The sequence below is a fragment of the Emticicia oligotrophica DSM 17448 genome (assembly GCF_000263195.1).
GTDB lineage: Bacteria > Bacteroidota > Bacteroidia > Cytophagales > Spirosomataceae > Emticicia > Emticicia oligotrophica.
In genome coordinates this window covers 338,565-358,340 of the sequence record NC_018748.1, presented here as the reverse complement: position 1 = coordinate 358,340, position 19,776 = coordinate 338,565, and the positions used below count along the sequence as shown (strand labels likewise).

At 34.8% G+C, this 19,776-nt stretch carries 17 protein-coding genes; 8 read left to right on the top strand and 9 right to left on the bottom strand.

Going from position 1 to position 19,776, the window contains the following annotated elements; genetic code table 11:
• Positions 1-145 precede the first annotated feature (145 nt).
• Complete coding sequence (locus EMTOL_RS01605) at positions 146-1,015, top strand: aldo/keto reductase (RefSeq protein ID WP_015027516.1); 870 nt, start codon at positions 146-148, stop codon at positions 1,013-1,015.
• Between the two features lie 86 nt (positions 1,016-1,101).
• Here EMTOL_RS01605 and EMTOL_RS01600 read toward each other — a convergent pair whose 3' ends face one another.
• Complete coding sequence (locus tag EMTOL_RS01600; RefSeq protein WP_015027515.1) at positions 1,102-2,475, bottom strand: aminopeptidase P family protein; 1,374 nt, start codon at positions 2,473-2,475, stop codon at positions 1,102-1,104.
• 382 nt (positions 2,476-2,857) lie between these two features.
• Between EMTOL_RS01600 and EMTOL_RS01595 the strand changes: the two genes are divergently transcribed.
• Positions 2,858-3,364, top strand: a complete 507-nt coding sequence (locus EMTOL_RS01595) for a GbsR/MarR family transcriptional regulator (RefSeq protein ID WP_041693354.1) — start codon at positions 2,858-2,860, stop codon at positions 3,362-3,364.
• Between the two features lie 329 nt (positions 3,365-3,693).
• Here the strand turns inward: EMTOL_RS01595 and EMTOL_RS01590 are convergent, their stop codons facing one another.
• Complete coding sequence (locus tag EMTOL_RS01590; protein ID WP_041693756.1) at positions 3,694-4,203, bottom strand: SixA phosphatase family protein; 510 nt, start codon at positions 4,201-4,203, stop codon at positions 3,694-3,696.
• Positions 4,204-4,400: 197 nt separating this feature from the next.
• A complete protein-coding gene (gene arsN2 / locus EMTOL_RS01585) occupies positions 4,401-4,853 on the bottom strand; it encodes an arsenic resistance N-acetyltransferase ArsN2 (RefSeq protein WP_015027512.1) in 453 nt (150 codons plus the stop codon).
• Between the two features lie 166 nt (positions 4,854-5,019).
• Between arsN2 and EMTOL_RS01580 the strand changes: the two genes are divergently transcribed.
• Both EMTOL_RS01580 and EMTOL_RS01575 read left to right on the top strand, forming a co-directional pair.
• Positions 5,020-5,892 carry a bestrophin family protein gene (locus tag EMTOL_RS01580; protein WP_015027511.1) on the top strand — a complete coding sequence of 291 codons (873 nt, stop codon included), beginning with the start codon at positions 5,020-5,022 and terminating at the stop codon, positions 5,890-5,892.
• Positions 5,893-5,983: 91 nt separating this feature from the next.
• Complete coding sequence (locus EMTOL_RS01575) at positions 5,984-7,441, top strand: S41 family peptidase (protein ID WP_015027510.1); 1,458 nt, start codon at positions 5,984-5,986, stop codon at positions 7,439-7,441.
• A gap of 65 nt (positions 7,442-7,506) precedes the next feature.
• Here EMTOL_RS01575 and EMTOL_RS01570 read toward each other — a convergent pair whose 3' ends face one another.
• Positions 7,507-8,460 carry a DUF8428 domain-containing protein gene (locus tag EMTOL_RS01570; RefSeq protein ID WP_015027509.1) on the bottom strand — a complete coding sequence of 318 codons (954 nt, stop codon included), beginning with the start codon at positions 8,458-8,460 and terminating at the stop codon, positions 7,507-7,509.
• A gap of 182 nt (positions 8,461-8,642) precedes the next feature.
• On the opposite strand from EMTOL_RS01570, the gene EMTOL_RS01565 reads away from it, so the two are divergent.
• A complete protein-coding gene (locus EMTOL_RS01565) occupies positions 8,643-9,665 on the top strand; it encodes a hypothetical protein (protein WP_015027508.1) in 1,023 nt (340 codons plus the stop codon).
• Between the two features lie 57 nt (positions 9,666-9,722).
• On the opposite strand, the gene EMTOL_RS01560 is transcribed toward EMTOL_RS01565, so the two are convergent.
• Genes EMTOL_RS01560 through EMTOL_RS01550 form a run of 3 tightly spaced genes read right to left on the bottom strand, consistent with a single transcriptional unit; the run spans position 9,723 to position 13,363 of the window.
• Positions 9,723-10,094 (bottom strand): DUF423 domain-containing protein, encoded by a 372-nt coding sequence (locus tag EMTOL_RS01560; RefSeq protein ID WP_015027507.1) that lies wholly within the window; start codon positions 10,092-10,094, stop codon positions 9,723-9,725.
• A 36-nt stretch (positions 10,095-10,130) separates the two neighbouring features.
• Positions 10,131-12,062 carry an SGNH/GDSL hydrolase family protein gene (locus EMTOL_RS01555; RefSeq protein WP_015027506.1) on the bottom strand — a complete coding sequence of 644 codons (1,932 nt, stop codon included), beginning with the start codon at positions 12,060-12,062 and terminating at the stop codon, positions 10,131-10,133.
• A gap of 11 nt (positions 12,063-12,073) precedes the next feature.
• Entirely contained in the window at positions 12,074-13,363 is a 1,290-nt protein-coding gene (locus EMTOL_RS01550; protein ID WP_015027505.1) for a DUF3472 domain-containing protein, read from the bottom strand.
• 138 nt (positions 13,364-13,501) lie between these two features.
• Between EMTOL_RS01550 and EMTOL_RS01545 the strand changes: the two genes are divergently transcribed.
• Both EMTOL_RS01545 and ygiD read left to right on the top strand, forming a co-directional pair.
• Positions 13,502-14,383, top strand: a complete 882-nt coding sequence (locus EMTOL_RS01545) for a pirin family protein (protein WP_015027504.1) — start codon at positions 13,502-13,504, stop codon at positions 14,381-14,383.
• A 40-nt stretch (positions 14,384-14,423) separates the two neighbouring features.
• Complete coding sequence (ygiD, locus tag EMTOL_RS01540; protein ID WP_015027503.1) at positions 14,424-15,299, top strand: 4,5-DOPA-extradiol-dioxygenase; 876 nt, start codon at positions 14,424-14,426, stop codon at positions 15,297-15,299.
• Positions 15,300-15,356: 57 nt separating this feature from the next.
• On the opposite strand, the gene EMTOL_RS01535 is transcribed toward ygiD, so the two are convergent.
• Both EMTOL_RS01535 and EMTOL_RS01530 read right to left on the bottom strand, forming a co-directional pair.
• Entirely contained in the window at positions 15,357-16,022 is a 666-nt protein-coding gene (locus tag EMTOL_RS01535) for a YggS family pyridoxal phosphate-dependent enzyme (protein ID WP_015027502.1), read from the bottom strand.
• Between the two features lie 132 nt (positions 16,023-16,154).
• Positions 16,155-17,207, bottom strand: coding sequence for a TolB family protein (locus tag EMTOL_RS01530; protein ID WP_015027501.1), 1,053 nt, complete (start codon positions 17,205-17,207; stop codon positions 16,155-16,157).
• Between the two features lie 225 nt (positions 17,208-17,432).
• Here EMTOL_RS01530 and EMTOL_RS01525 point away from each other — a divergent pair, with 225 nt between their 5' ends.
• Complete coding sequence (locus EMTOL_RS01525) at positions 17,433-19,679, top strand: DUF5916 domain-containing protein (RefSeq protein WP_015027500.1); 2,247 nt, start codon at positions 17,433-17,435, stop codon at positions 19,677-19,679.
• The last annotated feature ends 97 nt before the right edge of the window (positions 19,680-19,776 follow it).

Here is a 19,776-nt window from a genome sequence, read left to right as displayed (position 1 = left end):
AGTGGTTCGAAACCACTCACGACAACTATTCTCCATTCGTTGGTGATTTTGTTGTATTGCTATTCTGAGTAGATATATCATTCATCTACTCAGACTTTTATACGAAAACTATTATCTTTACGCTCTCTAAAAAATATCGTACAACATGAAAAAAGTATATCTAAGCGATTCAGGACCGAAAGTATCGGAAGCAATTTATGGTTTTTGGCGTTGGGAAGACCTCGATAATACCACGCTAAAAATGGAGCAAATTATTAATTTATGCTTAGAGTTAGGAATTAATACCTTTGACCACGCTGATATTTATGGTGATTATACCATTGAAGAACATTTTGGGAAGATTATTAGTCAAAAGTCATTTAAGCGTGAAGATATTGTCCTTTTTAGTAAGTGCGGTATTCGCAAAAACGGAAAAGTCACTTATTTTGATAATTCAAGAAATTATATTCTCGATAGCGTTGATAATTCGCTTCGAAATCTAAAAACCGATTATTTGGACATATTCCTATTGAATCAAAGTGATTTTTTGGCTGACCCAGAGCAAACAGCTATGACTTTAGCTGAAATAGTAAATGCTGGAAAAGTTAAGCATATCGGAGTTGCTAATTTTACAGCCTTTCAACATCAACTTTTAGCTTCATATCTAACAATTCCAATTGTTACTAATCATATTGAGTTAAATTTGATGAATATTTCAGCCATTGAAGATGGACGCTTAGATTTTATTAAGCAAAGCTTCAGTAAGCCTTTGGCATGGGCTCCGTTAGCTGGTGGAGAAATATTAGATGGAAAAGAAGGTAAATCGGCTGTACTGAAATCGAAACTTGAAGCAATCGGAAAAAAATACGATGCAAATGTTGAACAAACGGCAGTAGCGTGGTTGATGCAACTAGGTACTTTACCAATTATTGGTTCTTTATCAGAGGCTCGTATTCGCAATGCGGCAAGTGCATCAGATATAAAATTAAGTAGAGAAGATTGGTATGATATTTACCAAACATCGGTGGCAAGCTAAGTATTGGCTCGTTTGAAGAAAATATCGTGTCAAAAGGTGTCTTTTCGGACACCTTTTGAATTTTATCTACTTCTCAGATTGGTTTCCTAGTTTCTAAGAGCTTCTACTTCGTCAACAGTTTTCGGAATTGCTTGTCCCAAGGTTCTGCTACCGTTTTCAGTAACTAAGCAGTTATCTTCAATTCTAACGCCACCAAAATCTCGATAATCCTCTAGTTTTGAGTAGTTGATAAAGTTAGTGAATTTGTTTTCAGCTTTCCATTTATCAATTAATTCTGGAATAAAATAGATTCCTGGCTCAACGGTTAGCACAAACCCTACCTCTAGCTCTTTTGCCATACGAAGAGATTTTAGTCCTAATTGCGTACTGCGTTCCAAACCATCACGATAGCCTACGTATTTTTCACCCAAATCTTCCATATCATGTACGTCCAGTCCGATAGCATGGCCTAAACCATGTGGCATGAATAGCCCTTGAACACCCAATGTCAACATTTCTTCAGTATCACCTTGTAGGAAACCCAAAGTTTTAAGTCCTTCGAGCATAATTTTATTGGCAGAAAGATGAATATCACGATATTGAATTCCCGGACGCAAAGCAGCAATAGATTCAGTTTCCATTTTTAAAACTAAATTATAAATCTCTTTCTGCTTTTCTGTAAAACGCATACTTACTGGGATGGTTCTCGTAATATCACCCGCATAAAACATCGTATTTTCCGCCCCAGAATCATTGATTGCCAAACGCCCTTCGGTCATGGTATTTCCATGATAATGATTATGGAGTGTTTGGCCATTAATAGAAAATATAATTGGATAAGCTAAATCTCCACCACCTTCAAGGGCTTTTGCATGAATGGCTGCTGCTATTTCGTATTCTTTCTTTCCAGCTGCTGTTAGTTTCATCGCCGTTATGTGCATTTCACGCGTGATATTAACCGCATCTTCCATTTGCACAATTTCTTCCTCAGTTTTGATTGAACGTAAGGCGACAATCGCTTTTATTAACTCAACTGAGGCTTTTTCTTTTAATTGTGCCGTAGGAATACCCAACCATTCACTCATACGAATCATATTATCAAAGCGATAGGGTGGGGTAAAATGCACTTTTGATGCTTTTTTTAATCTTTCAGGAAGTTTTGAAGGGGCTTCCGTTCGATATATACCTACTTTCCGTGCTTGCTCAGCCAAGGTTGGTTGAGGGCCTACCCAAATAATATCGTCCATAGTAAATTCATGACCGAAAATAATTTCTTCTCCAGAATCTACATCAATAATACTTGCGAGACCCGCATGACTGATGCCAAAGAAATATAAGAAATTGCTATCTTGACGAAAGCGGTAGGTATTATCATGATAATTCATAGGGGCTTCTTCATTACCCATTATTAGAATTAGGCCACTTCCAACTGCTTTTTTTAATGCGTTACGACGCTCGGTGTAAGTTTGAACTGAAAACATGGTTTGTTGAGTATTTTATTGCACGAAATAAGCGAAATATGTGCAATTTGTCATAATATTTCAAGAACTAAATATTTGTGTTTATGCAGAATCTGCATCATTTGAAATACGTACAGTTCTTCAATTTTTCAAGTAAAAGCTTCCGCCTTCATTTATTTTAGGAGGTTTGAGCAATTCAACAATAATTGGCAGATTCAAATACTGGCACGTAATTGGCTATAAATCAAATGGTTAAATATTTAAACCGTTCGATAAGAGCGACGTATAAAAAATAAAAAAAACTTTCAGAATATTTTGAAAATTCAAAAAGGTTATTTTACTTTGGGGTAATAAAATACTTACGTGCTTATAAATCTTAGTTAAAAAACAAAAAATGTCAGTGATGGAATTCAAAGAAGCAAAAGACAAGTTTATCCATACCTGGGGTACTCTTGCCACTCAGTGGGGGATAAACCGCACGATGGCACAGATACATGCATTGCTTTTGCTATCGCCTAAGTCTATGAATGCTGATGAAATTATGGCTGAATTACAAATTTCTCGAGGTAATGTAAATATGAATTTGAGAGATTTAATGGATTGGGGCCTGATTTACAAGCAATTACTTCCAGGAGAACGTAAGGAGTACTTCATTGCAGAAAAAGACATTTGGAAGGTCGCTAAGCAAATTGCAAAAGAGCGACGCCGCCGAGAAATCGGACCACTCATTGAAGCAATGGAAGATATCAAAGAAGGACTTCAACCTGATACCGCCGAGAAAGAAGAGCTTCTGAAAATAGTAAATGATATCAGTAAAGTTTCGGTTTTTGCCGATACTACCATGACTTCTCTTCTGAAATCAGATGAAAATTGGTTAATTAATAGTTTTATAAAGATTTTTAATAAATAGTTGCATGACTGCCACAGTAGTCATGATTTTTTGGAGTTTTTGGGGTCGAGCAGTGATTTTCTCATAGATAGAGAATTACTGCTTTTTTTATTTAATGGTTTGAAAAGTACTTTCAGTTAGAATGACCGCTCAATATTTTTTTTACGCTTCCATGGTGCCGTAGTTTGGCGTGACATATCGTATAAGAAATAAAGAACTATTGCTAGAAATACAAAAAAAATGATTCGAAAAATGCTTCTATTTTTATTTGAATGATTCTGTGACATATTATTCCATGAATTTTCGTATTAGTTTTAACTATCAAATAACCTAAATAGTTTTAGAAAGTATTAAAAACTAATAGTTTGTGGCGAATAATGAGCTAAAAAACTAGCCATTTTGCTTGAAACAGCCGCCCATTGAATATCTTCGAATTCAAAGCCAATTACACTTGCTTTGTCCATCGTTCCACCTATATCCGCACGAGTTAAGTATTCAGCAAAAAAAGTTATATCTGGATTATGCCCAAAAATGGCAACTTTACTTATATTTTCATCAATCTGGTTTACCGCTGCTAGATAACTTCTTGGTCCGCCACCATAAAGGCCTTCATCAAGTAAAATTGCATCTGCATCATAATGAAGTTGTTCGGCAAAAATCTTAGCAGTGGCTTTGGCTCTTTCGGCAGCACTCGAAAGAATCAAATCAAATTGAACACCCTTTGTAGCCAAAAATTTCCCCATACGTGCAGCTTCAATAATTCCAGAAGAAGTTAATTCACGGTCAAAGTCACGAAACATAGGCGTGTTGCCGCCATCTTCTGCCGTAGCATGACGTACTAAATAAAGGGTTTTCTTCATATTTTCAGAGGTTTTGGCACGAATATACAAGCATTACCGAAAATATTCTTAATTTTTTCTGAAAATTTATTTTGTAAGAAAATCGTGAAGGCATCGTTCAATAGGTTTTATTGGTTTGATTATTTTCACAACATTCCGTCGTTTTCAACATTAAATGAAAAATAAAGAAATGGCTGATGATACTTTGTAAAGTCGAATTAACTGATTGTCAACTTTTTGTGCATAACTATTGCTGAAGATGGACAAACCGAAGAGAATTGCTGACTATTTTGAATTTCAATAGGCACTTCTTTTCTATCCACTATTTGATATCCACATTTCTTCTCAAAAAAATCTTTCGCAGTTGTTGTTAAAAGAAACAAATCGGTGATAGAATTCTTAAGTGCAAACTGTTCAACTGCTTCAGTAATGAGTTGACCATAACCTTTACCTTTTTCAGAATTAACCACACTTATTGAACGCAGTAAGCCATAATTACTTTTTTGTTCAAGGCCGCCCGTTCCGATGATTTCTTTATTTTCGAGCAATACAAATAAGTTTACTTGATTATCAATATCATTTGTTGGGAGATTGGCGTCTGTTAAAAGAGCCATTGCTTTAGTTCGATTTGTTCCGAGTGCTTCTTCAAAAGTAATATTTTGCGTTTTCATCTTTACTTGAATTTAGTCGATTTTTCATTCTATTAAGCCGCATTTCTACTTTTTACTTAATAGTTGTTTGTTTTATTGTAATATTGCGATATACATTCTTATCTCCAAAGTTTTTAGGAAAAAGTTTATATTTGCTAAAATATATTGATTATCCAACGAATATTGAATGTTAATTTATAATCCAAAAGATTGGTGGAAGTTAATTTTTTACTTCCATAAAGCTGATACATTTCGTAAACTTTTGCCAGCCATGATGGGTGTAATGGCCTATACTTTTTTTATTTCTTACCTCGAAAATAACGTTTTTCATTTTGTTCCTCTCAAGAATCCACTTGCTATTCATTCGTTAGTAGGTTTTGTGTTATCATTATTATTAGTTTTTCGTACAAATAGTTCTTATGACCGTTGGTGGGAAGGGCGTAAGATTTGGGGTAGTTTTACTAATAATTCAAGGAATTTGGCATTAAAACTAAGTGCTATTTTACCAGATAAACATGAAAGTAAAGAAGTTTTTAGAATCTTAGTGGGTAATTATCTTTTGGCTGTTAAAGATTATCTTCGTGGGCACGTAAACTTAGAGCACTTAGATTATGTAGGAAACTATAATGAGGCCTTTTATGCCAATTATAAACACATACCAAACAGAATAGGGCAGGCGATTCATCTTGAAATTAGCCGATTATACAAGGTAGGAATCATTAATGCCGAACAATTAATAATCCTTAATGGAGAATTGGTTTCTTTCACTGATAATTTAGGAGCCTGCGAACGAATCAGAAATACTCCTATTCCTTCTTCGTACAATATTTTCATCAAAAAGATGATATTTTTATATGTATTTACGATGCCTTTTGGGTTTGTATTAGAGTTTAAATTTTGGGCTGCTCCAATTGTTACGCTCATTTTTTATGCTTTTGCTGGCATAGAAATGATTGCCGAAGAAATAGAGGACCCATTCGGTACTGATAGCAATGATTTAGCTCTCGATACAATTGTGAAAAATGTGAAGAATAATTTAAGCGAGATTTTTAAAAATTAAATCTCATTCATAATTCATGCTATTAAAACAATTACCGCAACACATCGTTTATAATTTACGTCATTATAGTCAACAAATATAAAAGATTACTATGGAAATCAAATTAGGTAAAATCTTACTCATCTGCTTAGTAATGGGTGCTTTTTCTTGTAAGAAAGACACCTTAGACCCTGCTTCCAATACAACTTCAACTTCTGGTACTACAAATAATTCTAACACAACTACCAATACGAGTGCATACGCTGCTGCAAATAGTTGGGTTTATGACCAAATGAAAGCATGGTATCTTTGGGCTGACCAAATGCCAGCCAAAGAAAAAACGAACCTCAATTTAGTAACTGGTAAAGATGGGCAAGATGATGTAAAAACTTATTACTTCTATTCTCTATTGAATGATTACCCAAACACTGACCGCTTTTCTTGGATTAGAGAAAATATTACGGATTTAACCAATTCTTTGAGTGGCGTAAGTACAGCTTTTGGGTTTTCTCGAACGGCGGTATATTTAGATAATACGCAGACTAATGTAGTGTTTTTCATTTCAAATGTAGTTTTAGGTAGCCCCGCAGAAAAAGCTGGCTTGAAACGAGGAGATATAATTCTTACTATTAATGGCACACAGATTAATGGTACTAATTATGCTACTCTTATTGCAAACAATGAGACCGCTACTTTTGGCCTTGGGGAATTTAAAAATGGTACGTACGTTTTATCTGGTAAAACTATTACTGCTACAAAGGCAGTCGTTCAAAATAATCCTATTCAGTTTACGAAAGTGATTGAAAAAGGGAATAAGAAAATTGGTTATTTGGTTTATACACAATTTTTAGATACTTATGATGAAGCTCTAAAGCAAGCTTTTGCTCAATTCAAAGCAGCAGGTGTTAACGAATTTGTACTTGATTTACGAATGAATGGTGGTGGAAGAATTTCTTCGGCTGATTTATTATCGTCTTTATTGGTCAAAAATCCAAGTGTCAATAATGTAATTCATAGAGATGAATGGAATTCGGCTGTTGTTGCAAAATACCCTTCGGTTTCTACGCCAACCAAATTTACGCTAGAACCTAATAACTTAAATCTTGGACGTTTATTTGTACTTACTTCAAATGGCACTGCTTCAGCCAGTGAATTAGTAATCAATGGTCTTCGTCCATACATGGATGTAATTATTATTGGACAAAATACGTATGGCAAAAATGTAGGTTCAATTACTATATCAGATGACCAAAAACGTTGGACATGGGGAATGCAACCGATTGTGTTAAGAACATTAAATTCGAAAGGAGAGTCTAATTATGGTACAAAAAATGGCTTTGCTCCCGACTACGTAGTATCTGATAATATTTATCCGTTCAAACCTTGGGGAGATGAAACCGAGACCCTCTTGAAAAAGGCTTTAGAAGTTATTACTGGTGCTACGATTCCCGCAGATGCTTCAAGCAGACGTTCATATCGCACACTTAATACACAGGTTTTAGAAGAAAATATTTCTGATAATCCTGCTGATAATAATAAAGATATGTTTGCAAAATTGCCTAAGCAATAAATTTAGGTAAGGAATAAAAAATGCCTCGATTACAAATCGAGGCATTTTTTATAATCAAGAATTAATTATTTTATTTCAAAAGAACCACGTCCAATGCTAAAGCCTTCTGAATATAACTCAATGTTGTATTTCCCTTTTTCGTAATTTATCCCACGAGAATAAATAAAATCTACATTTTGACCAGAGTTATCATACATAACCGTTTGTTTAGCAGTATAGACTGTTTCTTTTCCTCCAAAATTGAATACCCCTGAGCCCGTAGCCATATCTGAGATACAATTGCCTTGTGGGTCGAGTAAGCGTAAATAAATAACTTTATTTTCTCTTTTAGTCAATGGGTTCTCAGATAATTTGAAGGAAACTTTAACTTTATCGACACGTTTAGCTTTATACTCTCCGCCCTCTCGTTCTTTACCACGTGAGTTGATGGCATTTACTGTAACGTTCATCGCTTTCAAAGCTGCCGCAAGCGTTACTTTTTCAGCTAATTCTTTATTCTTTACGTTTGTTGCATAAACCGAATCACTAAGAGCTTGTTTATCAGATTTTAGCGTAGAAACATCATTTTTCAAATTTGTATTCTCGTTGCCCAAAGTTTTTACCTCAGTTGTTAATTGGGCATTTTCTTCCCTCAACTTGGCAATTTCTTTGTCTTTAGCACTTAAAGCAGCTTCATAACCTTTGATTTTATTCTCAAAATCACGGATAGAAACATTTTTTGAATTTACTAAATTACGTTTATCTTGTTCTAATTGTTCTTTCAATGCTTCAAGGTCAGCTACTTGTCCACCCAAAGAAGATACTTCTGCAATTTTTTTATCTAATTCATTTCTAATTGAGTCAAGCTTAGTGTTGGTCAATAGTAATTCTTTTGTTTTATCAGAAATATCAACATTCTTAGACTCAATTTCTTGGCGAGCGTTAAAATAAAGGAAGGCGAAAAGAGCGGCTAAAGCAATAGCCAATACAAGGCCAGCAGTTGTGGCTGTATTACTTCTTCTTTCATGCATGTTTTCCATAAAAAATGAGATGATTAAGTTTTAGAGTTACAGGTTTATTAACGGCAAAGTTATATTTTTATTGATACTATTTCAGTTTTATGAAGAAAATTTGTTCTTTATTTCTACTTAATCTCAATGCAATGACTAATTTGCATATAGCTAATAGAATTTACACAAAAAACTAACCTAAATGTACGAAAATGGCTCTCATTTCGAAGAAAAAAATACCATTTAAAATATCCCCACGACTCCGAAAATACCTAGCAAAGTATGGCCGTGAAAGGGCTTTGCCAATTAAATATAGTGATTTGCTTCGTTTCGATAATGCATTTCCGCTGTATGATAAAAAAGGTAAAGATACTTTGTGGGAAACCGTTATGTATCCACAAAATGACCTTGAAGAAATATATGAAGCATTGAAGATTATTTATGCCGATTTAAAAACCGATGGTGATGCTGCTGTAATTAAACACTTGGTTGTTGACCGTGTTGATACTTGTACTTATGCCAACACAAAGCCTTTTAGGATAAGAATCGTTAATAAAATTAATGATAACCACGATTATTTCTATATAAAACTGGCTGATGCTTCTCGAATTTATGGACTTGAACTTGAACATCTGCTTTCGCCTAATGTAATTAGTTATTGTACCAATGAAGATACTTTGGTTGAAGAACATATCGCTGGTATTCCGGCCGACCAATTCATGAATAATCACTTGAATGATGCTAATTTTAATCCAATTCGTTTGAGCAAAGAGTTTATTAAGTTCAATGAAAGGTGTTTTGTGAGGCTTTTAGGCGATATGCACTCTTCTAATTTTGTTATTATTGTCACGCCAGATTTTGAAGATTTTCATTATCGACTTCGTGCGATTGATTTTGACCAGCAATCTTATGAAGGTTCAAAATCTGTATATATGCCCCAGTATTTCAAACAAAATAATGGTTTGATTCAAATGGGTATGAAGTTTTTAACTGCAGAATCTGTAAAACAGTACCAAGCAGAAGAGAGAAGTTTGATTGCGAATCGTTTACGGGAAGAGAAAATTAGAATGCACGACCTTATTGATACGATGAAAAAAGATACACTATCTTTACCTGATAACCTAGAAAAGTTGAAAATAGACTTATCTAAACACTATCATAATGGGGATTTTGTGAAGTGTAAAAGTATGGGAGAGGTAGTAGAATTAAGTTTAAAATTGGTTTTAGCTCATTGATAAGCATAAGTCATCCCGAATTCTGAAAAGACTAAATTAGGGATGACTCATGTTTTATTATTTTTTGCTTACTGACCAAAATAATAAAAGCCAACCAATAACCATGAGTGTGCCTCCAATAGGTGCAACTGCCCCAAAAACGTTTAGCCCAGTAAAACAAATCGTATATAAAGCACCACTGAAAATCAAAACGCCCGACAAAAGGCAATAGCCGCTATAAGAAATTGTTTTGTTTTGAATATTTTTCGAAAGAATTCCTACCAAAATCAAAGCTATTGCATGATAAAATTGGTATCTAACCCCAGTTTCAAAAGTTTCAAATCTTCCACTGGCCAACAACATTGGTTTTAGGGCATGAGCCCCAAATGCCCCAATCATTACACCTATTGCTCCTAATAAAGCACCTGCTTGCAAAAAAAGTTTGTTCATCTTTTCTCTTAAATTAATTCGACTTTGTAAAAGTACTTAATTTGCTTTTCCGTTCACAACAAAATAATAAATTTGACATGCATGCCCCACACTTTTAGGGTTTGATTCTTTTGAAGTTCGTAGGATAAGATTATGTTTTTTATTTTCGAGTTCTGCTTCAAAAACATAGACCCAAGGTAAATAAAGACCTGAACTCCAATTAGTAAATAAATCTAATTTTTTGAATGGTTTTCCATCGATACTAAATTCCAAAATTCCTGCATCTGGCCCAGCTAATGTAAAAATACCAATGGCTTTCCCCTCAAAATCGAGATTTAACTCGGCCCCTTCGTTGAGAGCTTCAAGAATTGAAATATCAGAAAACCGTTTACGAACTTCGCCTTGTGTTTGAGCTTTCCAAGGTTTTTCATAATGCCAACCATTTTTTACTACTGCGTTTCGAACATCAATCAACTGTCCATCAAAATAGCTATATTTATCCATTGGTTTTGCTTTGATTTGATGTGGTCTGTTAGATTCATCGGTAAAGTATTTGGCCGACCATAATTTATCAAAAACCGCACTTATCGTTGCAGAATAATAAGTATGCCCCAAAGGTGATGGGTGCGTACCCCCAAAGTCTTTCCAAGTAAACTCATTTGCAGCCATGCGTTCGGCAATTTCTTGAGCTAAGTTGATGGATGTTATTTGGTAATAATCAGCTACTTTTTCGTGGTTTAAAATTACTTCTGGCGTTTTCCCTTCTTTATAGATTTCAATAAAGGGGTCATGAATAAAATGCAGCATGATAATATCCATGTCAGGGTTACTCAATAATGCTTGTCTAACCATACCTTCCATGCCTCTAATTTGTTCTCTTCCTGAGAAGAAATTAGTAAAATCATTTACGGCAGCTTCAACGAAAAGTAAGTCAACTTTGCCGTTTTTCAAAACATCATTCTTAAATCTAAAGGCATGTGGCGTTGAGCCCATTGAGCTAATGCCAGCAGCTATAAAGTCGAATTCAGTATCTGGAAAACGTTGCTTTAATTCTTCACAAATGGCATTTCGCCAACCGTTTCCTTCGGTAATTGAGCCACCTAAGAAAGTCACTCTTCCTTTTTTTGTTTTTTCAAAAATATTTCGAGCATTATTCAAATTTCCTCTTAATTGGTAATGCATTTTACTTTGATAATCAGCAGTATGTTGATGTACGAAATTCACGATTGGAGTAGAATCTGGTAAAGCATGCGGATGGTGGTCAACACCTGGTTTTAGAATTGTTCGCATATTTCCGCCTAATTTCATCAGATTTCGACGGAGTATTGCTGAGTTTTCGGCATAAGGAACTACTTTGTCAGCGTCGCCACAAACACTTAAAATGGAAATTCCTGCTTTGGCTATGGTCTCTAAATTATCAATGGCATTTCCTTTGAAATTATCAGCTTCCTTGTCATTTAATTGATATTCATTTATAAATCCTTGCCATAATTCAGCTTGTTTTTTGCTTGGCCAACTTTTTACATCACAAACTGGAGCATCAAGGTAAATAGCGGCCACTTTATCAGGGTTTTGTTTGGCCCAATTCACTACAAAAAGTCCACCTCTACTAATGCCTTCTAAGGCTACTTTTGGAGAGAATTGATGGTGTTTTACTAATTCTTCGTAAAAAGAATCGAATAAGGCAATTGCTTTTGGACTACCATAACGATGGGTTAGGTCTAAGTACACAACATGCCATCCACGAGCCAACAAGCCTGCGTCGGCTTGGGCAAAAGCTCCAAAAAAGGCTGGTCGAAAAATCCAAGGCTTGTTGGGAGCCACTTGTTTGGGAGAAACTACGATGGCACTTAAATCTTTAAATACGAAATTTTCACGTGCAAAACCTTGCCATGTACTCTGAGTTCCTGAAAATTCTTGGGCAAAGCTGAGCGAAACCAAACAAATAAGTATTATTTGTGTGAAAGTAAAATAAAAATATTTTCTCATTTTTTGATACATTAGAGAAGTTTCGAAAAATCAATGCTTGGTTTTTTATTTTGCAATGTGCGTTGGAAGGTTTGATTTAATGGAGTATTATCATCAAAAAAACCACAGTTTCTCAAGAAAAAACGGTCATTTTTTAATCCACCAGAGTAATCTAAACGATAGGCTTTACGAGCAGTGTTATCGGCAGTTAGAGAAATTTTGTTTAATTCTGTCCATTCACCTTTTGAATTGCAAATCCATTGATTATCAAAGTAAGCCATACGTTCTTGATTACCAGTTTCGGGTATAAAATTTTCAAGAAACGAGTAAAGGTTTTTTAAGTAAGTGGTTGTTTTGGGTCTTTTGAAACTGGCAATTAACCGCCATTGATTTTCTTCTGGGGCGAAGAAATAGGCCGTGTAAAGTGTGTAATTGTTTTCAAGGGGTTTACCTTGTAATAAAAACTTGTAGGTATTTCCGGCTATCCAATTATACTTCAAAAAACTCTGACCTCCCGAACCTTCATTACCAAATTCTCCGGTATAAACACCTTCTCCCTTTTTCAATAATAAAATCTTTTGGTCTTGAGGAATTGTTTTAGGATTATCTGTATTAAATGGACTCCAAACCGAAAATAATACTCGCCGCTCAGTAGTAGAATTCACCTGCATACCAAAGTATCCTTCACCAAAGCCATTTGCCATAAAGTAAGAACCAATGACATCATTACCTTTTGGAACCGTGATTTCATTATAGAACCATTCAACTTCTTGAGAAGATTCAACGGGGTATCTTAGATGTACCGAGGGGCCACGTCTTCCCCAATAGAAGAAATTACCGTCGTTATTTTTTACAAATGCTAAATCTTCAGAGATAGCAGACCCACTGACGATTAAATTTGAAATTTGACCGAAAGTATTTGTTGTCTTTGTAATTCCACTCATATCGACAGCAATGTATCCTGCCTTTCGGATATTCCATTCGCCTACATATACTTCTTTTTCGGTGTTATTTTCGGCAATAATTTCAATTGATTTACCTTGAATACTTACCTTTAATTTACTTTTACTACCATTGGTGTTGATTATTATTGAAAGTTTCAAAGTGCCTTGTTGGGAGGTTTTAAAATAAGTGCGACAAATTGTAGAGGTATTCTCCCAATCAGAAAATCCTTGTTCACTAATTTTTCCGCCATTGTAGGTCCAAGCATTACCGCCAATTGGTATTTGCTTGGCGTTAGAGTCATGTGTTTGAGCAATAATTTGTGTACTTTTTGCAACTAGTACACTTATTACCAGCACAATAAATAATTTTAATTTCATAGTTTTGGATAGAGGATTGAATAGAATTTATTAATTTTTGTGAAGTTAAATAAAATAAATAACGTGGAGGAACTCTTGAATAATAAAATTAGTTGTATATACATATAATGTAGTTGTAAGTATTGAATAACCAATAAAATGGAAAATATAAAATCAGTTCAGCAAATATTGCCGCCCCCTGCCACACACATGGTAGGCGATGGATTTAGAGTTCATAATTTCTTTCCAAGTGGCTACCAAATGGGCCTTCATCGAATGAGTCCATTCTTTTTATTAGATTATAACTCAAAAATTGAGTTTACACCAAAAGATGAACCAAGAGGAGTAGGTGTACATCCACACAGAGGTTTCGAAACCGTAACGATTGCTTATCACGGTAAAGTTGCTCATCACGATAGTAGTGGTAATAGTGGGGTTATTGGAGAAGGTGATGTACAATGGATGACCGCTGGAAGCGGGGTTTTACATAAAGAATACCATGACAAAGAGTATAGTAAAGCTGGTGGTCCTTTTCAGATGGTTCAATTGTGGGTGAATCTTCCAGCAAAAGATAAGATGACAACGCCAAAGTATCAGGGCATTGTAAATAGTCAATTAGGCAAATATTACTTACCAGATAATCAAGGTGTTATTGAAGTAATTGCTGGTGAACACAAAGGAATTAAAGGTGCGGCTTCAACTTTTACATCTATTAATATGTATAATGTACGTATCAAAAAAGGTGCAGTTGCTGAATTATCACTTGCTGAAAAACATAATACAGGAATTGTGGTGATTGAAGGAAGTGTTAGAGTAAATGATACAGAAACTGCTCCAACTGATAACTTTATTTTACTCAGAAATGATGGAACTGACATAAAACTTGAGGCTCTTGAAGATGCGGTTTTGCTTGTTTTAAGTGGAGAGCCAATCAATGAGCCAATTGTTCCTTATGGACCATTTTTGATGAATACGCGTGCAGAAATCATTCAAGCTTACGATGATTTAGCAAAAGGAAAGTTTGGTGTTTTGGAGGATTAATAGTTTAAGAATTCGATTTTTTATCTCACTGACAAACACTATGAATCGTAATGATTTCTTGAAAACAATTGGTATTTTGCCATTTACAAATATGAACTTACACGAATTAAAAACGATTTCGGATGAGTTTCCGAAATCTGATAAAATGCCCGTTGTATTTATCGGACACGGTAGCCCGATGAATGCCTTGGCAGATAATAAATTTACAGATAGTTTAGCTCTTTTAGGTAAAACTATTGAAACACCAAGGGCAATTTTAGTCATTTCTGCCCATTGGTTGACCATGAACAAGACGTATGTTTCGGTAAATCCTTCGCCCAAAACAATTTATGATTTTGGAGGTTTTCCCGAAGCACTTTATAAAGTTAAATACGAGCCCAAAGGTTCTCCCGAAATGGCTCGTGAGGTGATTAAAGAGGTAAAGTCTATTGGTATTTTAGAAGAGCATCAAATGGGACTCGACCACGGTGCTTGGTCAGTGTTGCGTCATATTTATCCGGCTGCTAATATCCCAACTTTTCAGATGAGTATTGATTTTTCTAAGCCTCCACAATATCATTTTGAATTGGCTAAAGAATTACAAAATCTTAGAAATAAAGGTGTTTTGATTCTTTCAAGTGGAAATATCGTACATAATCTACGACAAGTAAAATGGGGAGACAATAATCCTACACCTTATGATTGGGCGGTTGAATTTGATGCAATTGTAAAGAAAAAGTTAGATAACCAACAGTTTGCTGAGTTGGCCGACTTTAAAGCATTTGGCAGTTTAGGCACTATCGCACACCCATCTTATGACCACTATTTACCGATGATTTATAGTGCTGGCTTGATAAATGCGAAGGAAACAATTAAATATACTTATGAGGGAGTAGAAATGGGAAGTATCAGTATGAGATGCTTTCAAGTTGGTTGATTTTGTTAATTTTGTGCCATATTTTTTAAATTTGGCACAAAATTAAATATCAAAGAACTATTTTTGATAGATTCTTTCTCCAAATATCTTGCTTCCAACTCTAATCATTGTACTTCCTTCTTCGATAGCAATTGTATAATCTCCACTCATACCCATTGAAAGGATTTGTAGTGAAGAGTTTTCACTAATAATAGAGTTATAAAAGTCTTTTAGTTTCTTGAACTCCTTTCTAATTTGAACTTCATCATCGGTAAGGGTTGTCATTCCCATTAAACCTGCAATTTTAATATTCGAAAGTTGCCCCAAAACTTCTGGTTTAAGAATTTCCAAACATTCTTCTTCTGTCATACCACTTTTGGTATCTTCTTCGGCAATATAGATTTGTAATAAACAATCAATTACACGATTATTCTTCGCTCCTTGCTTATTGATTTCTTGCAATAATTTGAAACTATCAACAGAATGAATAAGACTCACAAAAGGAGCGATATATTTTACTTTATTCGATTGTAGGTGTCCAATAAAATGCCATTCAATATCTTTGGGCATTTCTTCATACTTACCTACTAATTCTTGTACATAATTTTCTCCAAATCGTTTAAAACCAGCATTGTAAGCCTCCATGAGCATTTCTACTGGCTTTGTTTTTGATACTGCCACTAAGGTAATATCCTTTCCTGCAATTTCTTTTTCAATAAACTGTATGTTTTCAACAATGGCCATTCTTTTAATTATTTTAGATTCTCGTTTGGCTTATAGTTTTACTCAAAGAATAAACCAAATCTTATTAGTAAGTTATCTCGAAGGGGCTTTGAAAAATTCGGGATGACTCATATTTACAATAATTTTAAGTTTTTAATCTACCCAATCAGCAATAAAAAGATTTGTATCACGAGTACCACCATTATTGCGATTTGAGCTAAAAATCAACTTTTTACCATCATAACTAAACATTGGAAAGGCATTGAAATTACTTTCAGTTGTAATTTTTTCAAGTCCAGTTCCATCAATATTAATCATATAAAGCTGGAAATCATATCCACGTTGTGAGTGATGATTCGAAGCAAAAATAATTTTATCTCCTTTAGGTGTAAAATAAGGGGCCCAGTTGGCCTTACCTAACTTGGTAATTTGCTTTAAATCACTGCCATCAATATTACAAGTGAAAATCTCCATGTTGGTTGGGGCAACCAAATTCTTCTTAAGATTTTCTTTATATTCTGTTTTTTCTTCTTCAGTTGAAAAACGAGAAGCACGGAATACTAATTTTTTACTATCTGGCGAGAAAAATGCACCGCCATCATAACCAAGCTCGTGTGTAATCTGCTTGACATTTTTGCCATCAATATCCATGATATATAAATCCAAATCGCCGTTTCTTGTACTGGTAAACACAATTTTTTTACCATCGGGCGATACGGTAGCTTCTGCATCATAGCCCGGGGTATTAGTGAGGCGTTTTTTTACTTTTCCTTTTAAATCAGCCACATAGATATCAAAACTGTCATAGATTGCCCAAAGATATTTTTTGCCCATATCAGGCACTGGTGGACAAGCGTGTCCGCCGCTTTCATGCGTACTTGCATAAAGAATTTCCTTTCCGTTAGGCATAAAGAAACTACAAGTTGTGCGGCCGAAACTTGTACTAATAAAATTAGGTCGAACTTTGGGGTCTTTTAATCCTTTTGTAACGTCCATGTAAAATATTTGGTCACACGAAAGTCCCCAAGCGGGGTTATCTGATTGAAAACTGATGTATTTACTATCGCGACTAAAATAGGCTTCTGCATTATTGCCACCAAAAGTAAGTTGTCGGATATTAGTTAGGTGTTTTTCTGCTGGTGCCTGTGCGTAAGAAATTGTATTAAAAAAAAGGCTAAGAGCCGCAAAAAAAGATAAATATTTCATGAATGTTATGTTTGTTTTTATGGTATAATTTGGTGAAAATCAGTTAAATGTACTTGGTTTGAATTTGGATAATTGCACTTTATTGAGCAAAGTTATGACAGAATAAGTTTTTTTTGAAAAATAATTAATAATGAACAATATAACCATAAAATAAGTAAAAATATCAACGTAAAAGTGTAAATAAAACACGTATTTTTGTATCTTATTTTAACGCTCCTCGTAGATATGAATAGACTTTTCCTTTTAATTTTATTTTTTACATTTTTTATACAAGCAAAAGCCCAGCACATTCCTACTGTCAAAGTTTTAAATGAAAAAATCAAACTTGATGGTGTTTTTGATGAGCCTGCTTGGCAAAATGCCGAAAAAATGCCATCGTTTTGGCAGTTTTTTCCGAAGGATAGCATTAAAGCCAAATATCAAACCGAAATTATGCTTTGCTATGATTCAAAGAATGTTTATATAGCTGCAAAAATGTATTCAGCAGGAAAAAAATATGTTACTCCTTCGTTTCGTAGAGATTTTAGAGCTGGTGGAAACGATAACGTAAGTTTTTTGTTTGATACTTTCAACGATAAAACTAATAGCTTTTTGTTCGGAATAAATCCCTATGGCGTTATGCGTGAAGCCTTACTTTATAATGGTGGAACCGCCAATGAATATTTTAATATATATTGGGATAACAAGTGGGAGGCCGTAACAAAAATTTATGATGATTATTGGACTTGTGAATTGGCGATTCCTTTTTCTACATTACGTTTTAAAGATGGAAATAGCCAGTGGAATTTCAAGGCGTATCGTTTTGATACTCAGAGTAATGAACAATCAACTTTGATGCGGATTCCACAAAACCAAATCATTATGAATTTAGGGTATTCGATGCCAATTAAGTTTGAACAACCACTAAAAAAAGCAGGAGCAAATATTTCTATTATTCCTTATGTTTCTGCTGGAAGCACGCGTGACTTTGAACATCCAGAAAACCCAAATGCAGGAAATAAACTCAATTTTGGTGGTGATGCTAAGGTGGCAGTTACATCAGGATTGAACCTAGATTTGACCTTTAATCCTGACTTTTCAAATGTAGAGGCCGACCGTCAGGTTATCAATCTTACACGCTTTGATGTAAATTTTCCAGAACAGCGTCAGTTTTTCTTAGAAAACTCTGACTTATTTACTGGATTTGGTGGCTATAATACCAACCCATTTGTTCCACCAGCGGGTTCGTTAGGTGTGAGTGCCGCGGGTAACCAAATTGTAAGCCCCTTCTTTTCAAGACAAATTGGTATAGGCATTGATACTACCACAAACTTGAGCGTGCAAAATAGAATTACCTATGGTGCAAGAATTAGTGGTAAAATAGATGATAACTGGAGGGTAGGAGTATTGAATACGCAAACGGCTGCTGACTCGTATAAGGGCATTGCCAGTATGAATTATTCGGTAGCGGCTTTGCAAAGAAGAGTGTTTGGTCGTTCGAATATTGCTGCAATTTTTGTTAACAAAGAAGTTTTAGGTAAGGAGCTAAGTAAGGGCGTAAATGCTTATAACCGTGTGGCTGGTTTGGAGTATAATTTAGCATCTAAAGATAATCGTTGGAATGGAAAACTGTATTATCATCAGGTTTTCAGTCCGATTAGTGTGAATGAGAAGTTTGCTCATGGTTTTAGTCTAAACTATAGTGTTAGAAAACTAATTGCGAAGTGGTCGCATGATTGGGTAGGTAAAGGTTTTGATGCAGAAGTAGGCTTTGTTCCTCGCAAAAACTTTTTTCACATCAATCCTACTATTGGGTTTAATATTTTTCCTAAGTCGAGAACTTTTAATAGAATTAGCTACGGTGTTGCTTATGACCAATATAGTCAACCTGGGCTTGGAGTAACAGACCGCCAAGCAGGTCCATTCTTGTTGTTAGGATTCCAGAATTCAGCGAATATATTAATGACTTTAAATCAAAATTATACATATCTGTTTAATGATTTTGACGCACTCCGAAGTAATAGAACACTTCCTTCTTTGAAGAAAGGAACAAGTTATACTTATTATAATTTCTCGGCTAATTATGTTTCTGATTTGAGGAAGAAATTTTCGGTTAACTTTCAGCCATTAATTGGTCAATATTATGATGGAAGCATTGTAAGTATGGTAGGAACCGCTTCTTATCGTTTTCAACCTTATGGCTTTTTATCGGTTAATTTTAGCTATAATGATATTCATCTTTCTACAGGAAGTAATAAAGTCTATTTATTTGGACCAAAATTTGATTTAACATTTTCAAAAAGTTTATTCTGGACGAGTTATGTTCAATACAATAGCCAAATCAAAAACGTAAATGTTAATTCACGTTTACAATGGCGTTTTGCTCCAGTTTCGGATTTCTTCTTGGTATATACAGACAACTATAATTCAGAAGCTTGGATGCCTAAAAACCGAGCAATTCTAGCCAAAGTAACCTATTGGTTGAATCTCTGAGTTTTGATTTCATGACAGCGTTCGTCAGCTGAAGCAGACCGGAATAAAAAAAATGAAATGAGGGAGTCAGTGATAAAATGAAATTAAACATTAATTG